The 13,449-nt window shown below is 70.1% G+C and carries 9 protein-coding genes and 1 riboswitch; of the genes, 4 read left to right on the top strand and 5 right to left on the bottom strand.

Annotation, left to right across the window (positions count from 1 at the left end):
- Window positions 1–57 precede the first annotated feature (57 nt).
- From RG19_RS01510 to thiC, 4 genes are all read right to left on the bottom strand, one after another.
- On the bottom strand, window positions 58–948 hold the full coding sequence (locus tag RG19_RS01510) for a helix-turn-helix transcriptional regulator (RefSeq protein ID WP_058833715.1): 891 nt from the start codon (window positions 946–948) through the stop codon (window positions 58–60).
- Window positions 949–1,059: 111 nt separating this feature from the next.
- Window positions 1,060–3,426 (bottom strand): winged helix-turn-helix domain-containing protein, encoded by a 2,367-nt coding sequence (locus RG19_RS01505; protein WP_058833714.1) that lies wholly within the window; start codon window positions 3,424–3,426, stop codon window positions 1,060–1,062.
- A 252-nt stretch (window positions 3,427–3,678) separates the two neighbouring features.
- Window positions 3,679–4,275 (bottom strand): DUF4136 domain-containing protein, encoded by a 597-nt coding sequence (locus RG19_RS01500; protein WP_238376569.1) that lies wholly within the window; start codon window positions 4,273–4,275, stop codon window positions 3,679–3,681.
- Between the two features lie 152 nt (window positions 4,276–4,427).
- A complete protein-coding gene (gene thiC, locus RG19_RS01495; protein WP_058833712.1) occupies window positions 4,428–6,317 on the bottom strand; it encodes a phosphomethylpyrimidine synthase ThiC in 1,890 nt (629 codons plus the stop codon).
- A 79-nt stretch (window positions 6,318–6,396) separates the two neighbouring features.
- Window positions 6,397–6,501, bottom strand: a riboswitch (TPP riboswitch).
- A 139-nt stretch (window positions 6,502–6,640) separates the two neighbouring features.
- On the opposite strand from thiC, the gene RG19_RS01490 reads away from it, so the two are divergent.
- The 4 genes from RG19_RS01490 to thrC all read left to right on the top strand — a co-directional run bounded on the left by RG19_RS01490 (window position 6,641) and on the right by thrC (window position 12,487).
- A complete protein-coding gene (locus RG19_RS01490; protein WP_058833711.1) occupies window positions 6,641–7,252 on the top strand; it encodes a hypothetical protein in 612 nt (203 codons plus the stop codon).
- A gap of 383 nt (window positions 7,253–7,635) precedes the next feature.
- The gene (gene thrA, locus RG19_RS01485; RefSeq protein WP_058833710.1) at window positions 7,636–10,188 is read left to right on the top strand and encodes a bifunctional aspartate kinase/homoserine dehydrogenase I; all 2,553 of its coding nucleotides are present in this window, start codon (window positions 7,636–7,638) and stop codon (window positions 10,186–10,188) included.
- Window positions 10,185–11,186 (top strand): homoserine kinase, encoded by a 1,002-nt coding sequence (locus tag RG19_RS01480; protein WP_058833709.1) that lies wholly within the window; start codon window positions 10,185–10,187, stop codon window positions 11,184–11,186. Before thrA ends, RG19_RS01480 begins: the two co-directional genes overlap by 4 nt.
- Complete coding sequence (gene thrC / locus RG19_RS01475; protein ID WP_058833708.1) at window positions 11,183–12,487, top strand: threonine synthase; 1,305 nt, start codon at window positions 11,183–11,185, stop codon at window positions 12,485–12,487. Before RG19_RS01480 ends, thrC begins: the two co-directional genes overlap by 4 nt.
- Before the next feature lie 10 nt (window positions 12,488–12,497).
- Here thrC and RG19_RS01470 read toward each other — a convergent pair whose 3' ends face one another.
- Window positions 12,498–13,424, bottom strand: coding sequence for a hypothetical protein (locus RG19_RS01470; protein WP_058833707.1), 927 nt, complete (start codon window positions 13,422–13,424; stop codon window positions 12,498–12,500).
- Between the last annotated feature and the right edge of the window lie 25 nt (window positions 13,425–13,449).

Here is a 13,449-nt window from a genome sequence, read left to right as displayed (position 1 = left end):
CTCCGGACACCTTCGGCGCTTTGCCGACACGACGCGGACGGTTTGCCGAATGTGTCGCTATGCCGCCGAAGTCAGCCGCTGTTCACCTGCCGCCGCCTGGTGATTCACGGGAAAACGCGTGGCGACCGCACGGTAGCGCGTGGCGCTGGCGCCGAAGTGCGCGCGAAAGGCCCGGGCGAAGCTGCAGCAGTTCTCGAACCCGCTCGCCGCGGCCACTTCGCCGACCGTCATGCTGCTTTCGCGCAGCAGACGCGACGCGCGTTCGAGCCGCAGCCTGACCGACAGCGCCTGCGGACTTTCGTCGTACAGCGCCTGGAAGGCCTTGGAGAAGTACCAGCTGGAAAAGCTGGTGAGATCGGCGAGTTCGCCGATCCGCACGACCCGATCGCTGTGGCCCTCGAGATACAAGCGGGCCCGCTGCATGCGGCCGAAGACCTGCCGCTTGCGGCTGCGGGATCGGCCTGGACACCGGCCCACACGCGCGGCGATGGCGCGCTGCGCACGCGCCATGTGCAGCAGGATCGGACGCAACCCCTCCGGCTGGCCGCTGGCGCGTGCCGCGCGCCACAGGCGAAGCGCCGCGCGCAGTTCCCCTGGCGGCAGCCGACCGCGCCCGGGGTAGAGCACGTCGTCGGCCACCTGCTCGAGACTCTGCAGATCACCGGCGCGCAACAACAGACCGATCGCGAGGCCATGCTCGTCCACCTGCATCACCGGCCCGGAATCACGGTCCAGGATCATCCATTCCCCCTGCGCCAGCGGAAACCGACCTTCCTTGCTCTCGAGCCAGGCATGCCCCCGCAACACGATCCACACGAAGCTGGCGGCCCCCCGGGCGCGCATCCCACCCAATCGCGATGCGCCCACGTACCGGGCCGCTGCCGCCTGGGCCTCGTCGATCTCCACGCTCAGGGTCTGGCCGCGATCGGCCCAGTCATTGGCATGCATGTCCGCTGTCCACAAGATTTCAGGGACAGCCTTTTTGCCGAAACCGGCGCCGGTTATCCGGAATTTGTGGCGAAGCCTTTGCGAAATCTGCCGGATGTTCTTCCGAAGGATTTACGACGTCGATTTTCCTAGTGAAATCAACCGCCTGACGACATGGAGAACGCTGTCCGCATTGTTCTTCGCGCGTGAGGGAACGGTGGTGAGCCCGATGTCCATTCCGTCTTCGACCACCATCGACACGTAGAGGGCGCCGCTCCTGGGGTCGATGCTGAATCCGCTGCTGGACGCCTGCCGGTCGGCGCTCAAACAGATCTCGGACGATGGCATCGATGCGCCCTTGGCGATTGGCCAGCGTGTCAGCCCGCTCAGGCAGTGCGGCCCTTCCGCCAACGCCGACACCGTCGCGCCGTCCGGTGCCACGGCCCATGCACGATAACCGCGCCGCGTCGGGCGCGTGTCGTGAAGCCGCTGCAGCGATGCCTCCTTCAGCGAACCGTCGATCTGCCAGAGGCCATCGCCCGACATGCGCGTGAACAACACGCGGTCCTCGCCGGGAACGTAGTGGAACTGGGAGACGTCCGGCAATTGCGCACTCCGCCGCCAACCGGACGACTCCGTGTGCTCGAACCGGATGAGATCCATGCCGTCACGGCCGTCGTGCGCGATCGCGATCAGACTGCCGTCATCCGCATAACCGCCCTGCACGATGCGCCCGACCGGAAGATCGAGCGCCACCGCGCGTCGTCGGGCGACGTCGACTTCGAACAATGCCGTGGACGTCGCCTCCGCGGCGCCCGCCACGACACCCGCGACGAGCACCTCGCGACCGCTCGGCGACCACACCGGCGCATGGCTTCCTTCCAGCACCAGGCCTTCGACCGGTACGGGCACTGCGTCGGGCGTATCGAGCTCGGCCAACCAGAGCTCGTAAGGACCGGCACGATCGGACGCGAATGCCAGTTGCCGACCGTCGGGGGAGATCACCGGCATGTTGTCTCGCCCTGCCGAAGCGAAGACCCGCGTCTGGACGACCGCGCCTTCGGCATCGGTGTCGACCTTGAACAGCCCGAACTGCGGCTGCCTCCTGATGAAGGCCAACGTGCCGCGCTCGGCCGAGGTGCTGGGCGCCTGCGCGTCGTCGAGCCCCAGGTCGGCGAGTGTTCCGCTCGCCAGATCCAACCGGTACAACCGCACCTCGGCATCGACCCTGCGCCCGAAGACCACCGCACTCGAGCCCGCCCAGCTCCAACCCCGCAGATCGGCATTCAACCGGGTCAATCGCTCGGCCGCTCCGCCCTCGACAGGGACCCGCCAGAGATCGCCCAGCTGCGGATTGCGGGCGAACAGGATCCAGCGTCCATCCGGCGAAACGCGCGGCGCCTGATCGACCCCGCCCGCTGCGGGCGAGTACTCCAGCGGGCGCAGCGCACCACTCGCCAGATCCAGCACCTGCAACCCGGTGCTCTCCTGCGATACACCCGACGCCCCCATCACCAGTCCGGTGCCGTCCGGCAACCAATCGAAACCGATCTTCTCCGTACCGTCGCAGGCCAGTGCCTCTCGGACCGCCGTAGGCACATCGACAGCCGCGACGAGTACAGCGCATTCGTCGGCACCGGCACGGCGCACGAACGCGATATCCCGCCCGTCGGGCGACCAACTGGGATCACTGTCGCGGGTTCCGGGCGTGCTGCCGGGTAGTAGTGGCCGCGCGGGCGCATTGCGGGCAGGCTGGACGAGGATCTGCGAACCGTCACCGTCCGCCTGCGCGGCGGCGTAGGCGACGCGCGCGCCATCAGGCGACAGGGCAGGTGTCCACTTCGTGCCCTGGTCCGAGGTGATGAGCCTGTAGGACGGCACTGCGCTTCTCGCTTCGGCCGGCCACAGGGGCAATGCACCCCAGACCAACAGCGCGCACAGACCCAATGCCAGCAAGGCCAGGGCAGCGAACACGGGGACGTAGCGTCGCGCGGGCGGCGAGGCGTCCGCGCGGGATGCAGCCAGCGGCCGCGCCTCGGTGACGTCGGCCGGGAGCGCCGTCGCCGCGATGTCGACATTCGACGCGGGCAGGATATCGTCGCTTCCGGAAACGGAGGCGGTCTCCGGCGCAGCAGGAGCCAGCGGGACCTGCGCATCGCCGACGTCCGCGGACACCGGCTGCTTCAGGCGATAGCCGCTCTTGGCGATCGTCTCGATATAGCTGCGTCCGACCTTGGGCCCGGCCGACCCGCTGCCGAACGCCTTGCGCAGCTGGGTGATCGCTTGCGTGAGCACATCATCGGTCGGCAGCGTCTCCGGCCACACTTCAGCCAGGAGCGCCTGCCGCGTCACCACCTGCCCGGACTGTCTGGCCAGCGCTTTCAACACGCCCAAGGCCTTCGGCGTCACCCGTACGGGACTACGCGCGCCGGGCATGGCGATCTCACGGATCGTCGCATCGACGGATGCGTCGCCGACCCGCCATCGCTCTCCGTCCATGATATCCGCGTGTGGCAATTCCGCTCAGATCTGGTGATGAAGGCCGCGATGATGTCTGCCCTTCACTGAACGCAGGGCAAGGCAACCGCCACATCCCGCAAAATCAGCACTTGCCATAACGCGGCCGTCACGCGGCGATCACATTTCCATCGCGAAACGAGATCCGATCCCGGCGTCAACACACACACGCCACCGAGGTTCCGCCTCGCCGCGAGGCGGAACCGAAAAGAGCGGCCGACGCGGCGCAGTCGATTACATCGGCGCCCCGGCCGCGCCGGCCTGATGCGGGTAACGGGCGAAGATCTCGGCGATCGACCCATTGACGCGGGCATCGCGTTCGGCCGGCGTATTGCTGCTGCCCACCCGCCCGACGGCGATGCCTTCCCAGACCAGGCGGTTCTGGGCCCGGTCGATGATGTCCACGTTCATCGTGCCCTCGGTGTAGCGGTACACCTGGGTGCGCTCGTTCCAGTAGGGCACGGCGACGTAGCCGCGCGCGCGATAGCTGTAGTAGTACCCGTAATCGACCGTGGGCATGCTGGTGACATCGGTCCGGCGCTCCAGGTATGCATTGATGTTCACCCAGAGATCCGGATTCTCCGCCACGTAACGGTACCCACGATTCTCCATCTGCGCCTGCACGGCCGCCCGGGCGGTCTGGCTGCCCGCGGTCGCGTAGCCATTGCGTTCCATCGCCAGCGGCTCGTAGAACCCCCCCGTCCGGTACTGCGAGAAGTCGGCGCGCGGATCGGCCTCGGTGGTGACCCGAGGCCCGGTGGCGCAACCCGCCAGCAGAGCCAGGGCACAGGCGGCGAGCATCCAGTGGGTGGCGCGACGTGCGATGTTCATGATCATTCTCCCTGTGGCGGGGCCCGGCAGCCTGTTGCCACCCCATGTCCAACCCTACGACGGCCGCCGTCACGCGGATGCGAGCGTCGCCCGTCCGTTCAGCCGCAGTTGGCCGCCCGCGCCGCCGCGCGACGCTGACGGCCGCGCCCGCCTCACTCCGGCCGGTAGACCTCGGCCCCCTGGGCGCGGAACTCCGCCGATTTCTCCGCCATCCCCGCGGTCAGCGCGTCGTCGGTCGCGACGCCCTTCTCGGCCGCGTAGTCCCGGACGTCCTGGGTGATCTTCATCGAGCAGAAGTGCGGACCGCACATCGAGCAGAAGTGGGCGACCTTGTGCGCATCCTTGGGCAGGGTCTCGTCGTGGAACTCCTTGGCCTTCTCCGGATCCAGGCCGAGGTGGAACTGGTCCTCCCAGCGGAACTCGAAGCGCGCCTTGCTCAGCGCGTTGTCGCGCACCTGCGCGCCGGGGTGGCCCTTGGCCAGGTCCGCGGCGTGGGCGGCGATCTTGTAGGTCATGATCCCGTCGCGCACGTCCTGCCGGTTGGGCAGGCCCAGGTGCTCCTTGGGCGTCACGTAGCAGAGCATCGCGGTGCCGTACCAGCCGATCATCGCCGCACCGATCGCGCTGGTGATGTGGTCGTAGCCGGGCGCGATGTCGGTGGTCAGCGGCCCCAGGGTGTAGAAGGGCGCCTCGCCGCACTCGCGCAGCTGCTTGTCCATGTTCTCCTTGATCAGCTGCATCGGCACATGGCCGGGGCCTTCGATCATGGTCTGCACGTCGTGCTTCCAGGCGATTTTGGTCAACTCGCCCAGGGTTTCGAGCTCGCCGAACTGCGCGGCGTCGTTGGCGTCGGCGATGCAGCCCGGGCGCAGGCCGTCACCGAGCGAGAACGCCACGTCGTAGGCCTTCATGATCTCGCAGATGTCCTCGAAGTGTTCGTAGAGGAAACTCTCGCGGTGGTGCGCCAGGCACCACTTGGCCATGATCGAGCCGCCACGGGAGACGATGCCGGTGACACGTTTCGCGGTCAGCGGCACATAGCGCAGCAGGACGCCTGCGTGGATGGTGAAGTAGTCCACGCCCTGCTCGGCCTGCTCGATCAGGGTGTCGCGGAAGATCTCCCAGGTCAGCTCCTCGGCACGGCCGTCGACCTTCTCCAGCGCCTGGTAGATCGGCACCGTACCGATCGGCACCGGCGAGTTGCGCACGATCCATTCGCGGGTCTCGTGGATGTGCTTGCCGGTGGACAGGTCCATCACCGTGTCGCCGCCCCAGCGGATCGCCCAGACCAGCTTCTCGACTTCCTCGGCGATGCCGGACGACACCGCACTGTTGCCGATGTTGGCGTTGATCTTGGTCAGGAAGTTGCGGCCGATGATCATCGGCTCGCTCTCGGGATGGTTGATGTTGTTGGGCAGGATCGCCCGGCCGCGCGCGATCTCGTCGCGCACGAACTCGGGCGTGATGATCTTCTGGATGTTCGCGCCGAAGGCCTCGCCCGGATGCTGCATCAGCAGGCCGGCATCGCGTACCGCGTCGAGGCGCTGGTTCTCGCGGATCGCCACGAACTCCATCTCCGGGGTGACGATGCCGCGCCGCGCGTAGTGCATCTGGGTGACGTTGGCGCCCGCCCGCGCCCGTCGCGGCAGCGTGCGCGCGGGAAAGCGCACGTCGTCGAGCCGGCGGTCGGCCTCGCGCGCGCGACCGAAGTCGGAACTCAGCCCGCCGAGCGCTTCGGTGTCGTCGCGCTCCGCGATCCAGCGCGCGCGCAGCGGCGCTAGGCCGCGCGCGAGGTCGATCGCGGCGTCCGGATCGGTGTAGGGACCTGAGGTGTCGTAGACCGTCACCGCCGGGTTGTCCTCGCCGCCGAACAGGGTCGGCGTGCGGCTGAGCGCGATCTCGCGCATCGGCACCTGCAGGTCCGCGCGCGATCCCTCGACGAAGATCTTGCGCGAGCCGGGGATCGGCCGGGTCACCGATTCGGAGAGCTCGCCGGTGCGTTGCAGCAGGCGGGCGGAGGCGTCGTTCGGCATCGCGTTCATCGGCATCGTCCTGTCGTTGGCGCCCGGGAGAAGTCCCGGGCATCTGGACGAAGCGAAGACGCACCGGCGGCGTCTGCGCGCCTGCCGTCGCGAAGCTTCCCTACGGCGGTATCAACCGCGTCAGGTTCGAAGGGACTGTCTCAACCCACCGGCCCGATGGCCGCAGGTACCCCCGCTTCGGCAGGAATTAGAGCACGAAACCCGCCCACCCCGAACACCCGGCGGACGGTGCGCTCCGCGCGTGTCGCCCGGTCGGTTCGTCTCGACAACGGCCCAGCGGCTATTCACACTTCGCCGCCCGAATCCTCGAGAGGTTCGCGCGAATGGCATCCGATCCGACACGTCGCGCGCTGACCGTGGCCGAAGCCGAGGCCCTGCAGGCAAGGCGACCGGCGGCGTGGGACCATGTGCGCTTCCACGGCGGCGCCGACGGTTTCGAAGCCTGCGACGGGCCGCTTGCGGTCGATGGCGAGTTCGAGCCCGGACCTGGTGTCCTGGTGGTTCTGGGCGATCTGGACTGCGACCTCCTCTTCGTCGACGACATCGCCAGCCTGATCGTCACCGGCCGTCTGTGCGCCCGCGCGATCATCGGCAACGGCGGCATCTACGTGTTCGGCGACCTCGAATGCCAGACCCTGGTGGGTCTGTCGTACGGCGACCGGATGTTCGGCTGCCACGGCCACGCACGCGTGGGCACCTTGATCGAGGACGGCCACACGTTCGTGTTCTCCGGCCGCGCGGAGGTCGACGTACTCGCACCGGTCTCCAATCTCGTCGTGCTTCCGGCCGACGCGCGCGTCGCACGCGACTTCCGCGCGGGCATGGCCCCGGCGCAGATGCGCGACCTCTTCGTCGACGACGTGCTGGGCGACGAGGCACTCGATGTGGACGCCGTCTGCAGCCTGCTCTGGGACGGCCGTTCGCCCCGGCGCTGACGCCGCCCGACGGCGCCCGCAGCCGCATTGCCATCGTCGGCACACCCGACGCGCCGCGTCCTTGCCTCGTGCCTCCCGCATCGGAAGCCCCGCCGCAGGTCCGGCTTGACGCGACGCAGCAGACTCGGGTATTGCTGTCGCCATGCCGCATCAGCCCGCCACCGCCGACGCCCGTATCGCCCATGCAGCGGGCCGGGCGGCGGCCGTGTCCACGGCGGGCGTCACCACCATTACCACCACCGGCACCGGTACCACTGGTCCCGGGATGTGGATGCGCGCGCGCAGTTGACCTGACCTCGCCGCTCCGCGTCCCGCCCCGGGAACGCGGACGTACCAGGTCCCTCTCCCGAACGAGCACGCGGAGCCCCCACCGGAGCTTCCCGATGTCGTCCACCGTCCTGTCCGATCCGCCCGACGCCCCCGTCGCCTCTTCCGCGCCCGCCGGCTGCCGCCTGCACAAGTTCGGCGGCAGCAGTCTTGCCGACGCCGGGCGCATCCGTGCCGCTGCCGCCCTGGTGGCCGGGGACGAGGGACCACGGGTGGTCGTGGTGTCGGCGATGCGCGGCGTCACCGACGCCCTGGTCGCATTGACCGCGAGCGCCCGCGACGGCCATGACTGGCGCGAAGGCTGGCATGCCCTGCGCCAGCGCCATCGCGGCGCCGCCCTGGCCCTGTTGCCGACCGGCCACGACCCGCTGCTGGCCGCGCTCGACGCCGAGAGCGACGCGCTGAGCGCCGACCTCGAGACCCTCGCCGCCGGTGACGGCCAGGGCAATCACCTGGCCGAGCGCGCGTGGGGGCACGGCGAGTTGTGCAGCGCCTGGCTGATGCACGCGGCGCTCGGCGGCCACGCGGCCGGCTGGACGCGGCTGGACGCGCGCGACGTGCTGGTGGTGCGTGCCGGCGAGATCGGCATGGCGCTCGATCGCGAGGCCAGCCTCGCGCATCTGCAGGCCTGGCGCGCACGCCATCCGCAGCCGCACGTGGTCGCCACCGGCTTCGTCGCCCGCACGCCCGACGGCGCCGCGACCACCCTCGGCCGCAACGGCAGCGACCATTCCGCCACCCTGCTCGCCGATCTGTTCGACGCCGCGGACGTCACCATCTGGACCGATGTCGACGGCGTGCTCTCCGCCGACCCGCGACGGGTGCCCGACGCGGTGCGCCTGGCATCGATGTCCTATGCCGAAGCCTGCGAGCTGGCCTACTTCGGGGCCGAGGTGCTGCACCCGCGCACCCTGGCCCCGCTGCAGGCGCGCGGCATCCCGCTGTCGATCCGCAACACGCTGGCCCCGTCCGCGCCCGGCACCCGCATCGCCGCGCGAAGCGAGCCCGCGCGCTCGCCGGTCAAGGGCCTGAGCCTGGTCGAGGCCATGGCGGTGCTGGAACTGACCGGCAGCGGCATGGCCGGCGTGCCCGGGGTGGCGGAGAAGCTGTTCGCCGCGCTGCACGGCGCGGGGGTGTCGGTGACGATGATCTCGCAGGGCTCCTCGGAACACTCCATCTGCTGCGTGGTGAAACAGGCGCAGGCCGACCGGGGCCGTGCCGCGATCGAGACGGCGTTCGCGGAGGCGGCGGCGGCCGGCCAGGTCGAAGGCGTGCGCGTCGAGGACGGCCTGTGCGTACTGGCGGCGGTCGGCGACGGCATGGTCGGCACGCCGGGGGTCGCCGCGCGGCTGCTGGGTGGACTGGCGCAGGCACGGGTCAACGTGCGCGCGATCGCGCAGGGCGCGAGCGAGCGCAACCTCTCCGTGGTCGTCGCGCAGACCGACGCCGCGCGTGCACTTCGCGCCGCGCACGCGGCGTTCTGGCTGTCGCCGCAGACGCTGTCGGTGGGTGTCATCGGGCCCGGCCACGTCGGACAGGCCCTGCTGCGGCAGCTGGCCGACGTGGCGCCCGCATTGCGGGCACGCTCGGGCGTGGACCTGCGGCTGCGGGCGTTGGCCGACAGTCGCCGCATGGTGTTCGACGGCGTGGCGATGACCCCGGCCGACGCGCGTGCCCGCCTGGACGACGCGCACGCGCAGGCCGCCGATCTCGACGCCTTCGCCGCCCATGTCCGCGCCGGGCACCTGCCCCACGCGCTGATCGTCGATTGCAGCGCCAGCGACGAGGTGGCGGCGAAGTATGCCGAATGGCTCGCTGCCGGCATCCATGTCGTGACCCCGAACAAGCACGCCGGCAGCGGCGCATGGTCGCGGTATGCCGCGGTCCGGGCTGCGCAGCACGATCGTGGTGGCCGCTTCCTGTACGAAGCCACCGTCGGCGCCGGCCTGCCGGTGATCCAGACCCTGCGCGGCCTGCTCGATACCGGCGATGTGCTGCACGGGATCGACGGCATGCTCTCCGGTACCCTGGCATGGCTGTTCAACAGCTTCGACGGCAGCCGCCCCTTCTCCGAGCTGGTGCTCGAAGCGCGCGCCCTCGGTTACACCGAGCCCGATCCGCGCGATGATCTATCCGGACTCGACGTGGCCCGCAAGCTGGTGATCCTGGCGCGCGAGGCGGGGCACGCGCTGTCGATCGACGATGTGGACGTGGAGAACTTGGTGCCCGAATCCCTGCGCGACCTGCCGCTGGACGACTTTCTCGCCCGCGTGGCCGAACTCGACGCGCCCATGCGTGTGCGCTTGGACGCCGCGCGCACCGAAGGACGCGCCCTGCGCCATCTCGGCCAGCTCGACATCGCCGGCCGCGCCCGCGTCGGCGTGGTCGCGCTGCCGACGGAGCACGCCTGCTGCCACACGCGTCTGACCGACAACCTGGTGCAGTTCCGCAGCGCACGCTACGCCGACAATCCGCTGGTCGTACAGGGCCCCGGCGCAGGGCCCGAAGTCACTGCCGCCGGGGTGTTCGGCGACGTCCTCGCGGTCGCGCATGCACTCGGCGCCCAGGCCGGTCTGCCGTTCGCGCAGCCTGCCGGAGGTGCGGCATGAGCGATCCCCTCGCGATCGACCCGGGCGCCAGCGCCTGGGCGCCCGCCAGCGTCGGCAATATCGGCGTGGGGTTCGATCTGCTCGGCCACGTGATCGACGGCCCGCGCGACGTGGCGCGGGTGCGACGCATCGATGCGCCGGAGGTGACGATCGAGGCCATCGCCGGCGACGTGGCCGGCGCCGGCGCCATCCCGCTCGATGCTGCACGCAATACCGCCGGCCAGGCCCTGATCGCGCTGCGCGACGCGCAGGCCCTGCCGTACGGCTTCGCGCTGCGGATCGAGAAAGGCATTCCGCTGGGGTCCGGGCTCGGCGGTTCCGCCGCATCGTGCGTGGCGGCCCTGGTCGCCGCCAACGCCCTGCTCGATGCGCCCCTGTCGCGGGAGGCGCTGTACCCGTTCGCGCTCGACGGCGAGGCCGTCGCGAGCGGCAGCCGCCATGGCGACAACGTCGCCCCGATGCTGCTCGGCGGCATCGTGCTCGCCACCGCCGAGCGCCTGCTGCGGCTGCCGGCGCCGAACTGGCTGCATGCGGTGGTCGTGCATCCGGATCAGACCCTGGAAACGCGCCGCTCGCGTGCGGTGCTGGCCGATCCCTATCCGCTGGCGACGGTGGTCGCGCACGGCGCCCATCTCGCGCAGTTCGTGCTCGGACTCGAGCGCGGCGATGCCGCGTTGCTGCGGGCGGGCCTGCGCGACGTGCTGGTCGAGCCGCGGCGCGCCGAGCTGATCCCGGGGTTCGATCGCGTCCGCCAGGCCGCGTACGACCACGATGCCATCGGCGCCAGCATTTCCGGAGGCGGCCCCAGCGTGTTCGCCTGGTTCGCGTCGCGCGCGGCCGCGGATGCGGCGGCCCCGGCGATGCGGCAGGCCTTCGTCGATGCCGGCTTCGGTGCGCGTGCCTACGTCAGCGCCGTCTCGGCCCCGGCCGCACAGCTGCTCCCGACCTCTCCCGTGCGGCATCACGACACCGCACCCCACAAGATGGCCGCGCCATGAACTTCATCAGCACACGCAGCGGGGCGCCCGCCACCTCCCTCGACGATGCCCTCGTGGCCGGCCTCGCACCCGATGGCGGGCTCTACGTGCCGGCATCGATCCCGCCGATGCCGGCGCTCGCGCCGCAGCCGTCGCTGGCCGCCACCGCACAGCGCGTGCTCATGCCGTGGTTCGGCGGCTCCCGCCTGCGCCACCACCTCGGGGCATTGTGCGCCGACGCCTACACCTTCGAAGCGCCGCTGCGGCCACTGTCGGGCGATGGCGACCACGTTCTGGAGCTGTTCCACGGCCCGACCGCGGCGTTCAAGGATTACGCCGCCCGCTTCCTCGCGGGGGCGCTCTCGGCGCTTCGCCAGGACGGCGACACCGACACCGAAATCGTCGTCGCGACCTCGGGCGACACCGGGGCTGCGGTCGCCGGCGCCTTCCATCGCCGCCCCGGCTTCGGCGTCACCATCCTGTATCCGGAGGGGCGCGTCTCGCCCCGGCAGGCGCATGGCCTGGAGTGCTGGGGCGACAACGTCCGGACCTTCCGCGTCGCCGGCCATTTCGACGATTGCCAGCGCATGATCAAGGCAGCGCTGGGCGATCACGACCTGCGCGAACGCCGTCGCCTCGCTTCGGCCAACAGCATCAGCCTCGGCCGCCTGCTGCCGCAGATGGCCTACTACGCGCATACCGCGATCGCATTTCATGCCGAACACGGCCGTACCCTCGGCTTCATCATCCCGACCGGCAATCTCGGCAACGCCTGCGCCGCCGTGCTCGCGCGGCGGATGGGCCTGCCGGTCGGCGACATCGTGCTGGCCTGCAACGCCAACGACACCTTGCCGCGCTACTTCGACGGCGCCGACTACGCGCCGCAGACCACGCGCGCCACGCTCGCCAACGCGATGGATGTCGGCACGCCGAGCAATTTCGAACGTCTGCGCCACTGGCATGCCGACGACACCGCACTGCGTGCCGCACTGACGGCCGTTGCCGTCGACGATGCGACCATCCGCGACACCGTGCGCGCGGCACCCGGACGGCACGGCATCGTCCCCTGCCCGCACACCGCCACCGCCCTGCACGCGCTCGAAACCCTGCGCGCGAGCGGCGACACCCGACCCTGGGCCGTCGTCGCCACCGCGCACCCTGCGAAGTTCGACACCGTCGTCGAACCCTTGGTCGGCTACCCCGTTCCGCCGCCGCCCGCACTGGCGGAATGCCTGAAACGCCCCGCGCGCGGGACACCGATGTCGGCGGATGCCGACGCGCTGCGCGATGTATTGCTGGCGCAAGAGGAGCCCGTCGACTGATCCGCCGAGGTCAGAGCAACGCCGCCCGCTCCAGCATCCCGACGAAACGGGCGCGGTGACTGTCGTCGAGAGGCCACCCCGAGAAGTGATCCACCAGCTCGCCGTCCTGCAGAAGATAGAAACTGGGGGTGGACCAATCGTGGAGCATCGGCCAGTCGGCCCTTGTATGCGGGATCACCACGGGTGTCGAAGGGTGCTCACGATTCCACGCCTGCATCACCTCGACGTGCAGCTGCGTGCCCACTGGCGCCAGCCACAACACGTTCCCGTCGATGGCGGCCGCGAGTTCGGGCTCGTCGGAGATGAATGCCATCGCCCGCCTCGAGAACCCGCACAGCGGATGCGAGACCACAACGAGGCGCGCGCCATCGCTGAAACGAATCGGCTCGGGCACGAGCCGGAACGCGTCGGGATCGACCCGGTAGGTCAGGGCTTCGCCGTCCCTGCGAGCAGACAGCGCCGCGACGGCAGGCACCGGCTCCACCTCCAGGTCGGGATGCGCAGCGAGATGACCACGCGCCGCAGCGAACTCGCGGTACGCCACAAGAACGCCGAAGAACGTCTCGCGCTGCTCGCGGGTGGCGATGCCTGCCGTCTCCAGCGCGGCCATCGCCAGACGGGCATCACGCAGATACGCCGGCGCCTGCCGGTAGAACGCCATCAGGTGGGCCGCCTGGGCATACCAGGTCCAGTCGACGGCCTCGATCGAAGCCGGGTCGTCGAGTGACGGGCGAAGGCGGGCATCGTACAGCGCGGCCATGGCCCGATCTCGCTCGTCGGCGGTCAATCCCTCCCGCTCGTCGATTTCGAGCAGCGCCTGGTAGCCGGCCGCTGCACCACTGTCGACGACCGTTTCCGTCGCCGACATCGTCGCCGAGCTCCACACGCCTGCGGCGATGAGCGCTGCGATCCAGCAGAGCGATGCGATCCTTGCCATTCGCGATTCTCCATCGCCGCACGTC

The sequence above is a fragment of the Luteimonas abyssi genome (genome assembly GCF_001482195.1).
Taxonomy (GTDB): domain Bacteria; phylum Pseudomonadota; class Gammaproteobacteria; order Xanthomonadales; family Xanthomonadaceae; genus Luteimonas; species Luteimonas abyssi.
The sequence above is the reverse complement of the archived record's forward strand: the minus strand, read 5'-3'. Positions and strand labels throughout refer to the sequence as shown.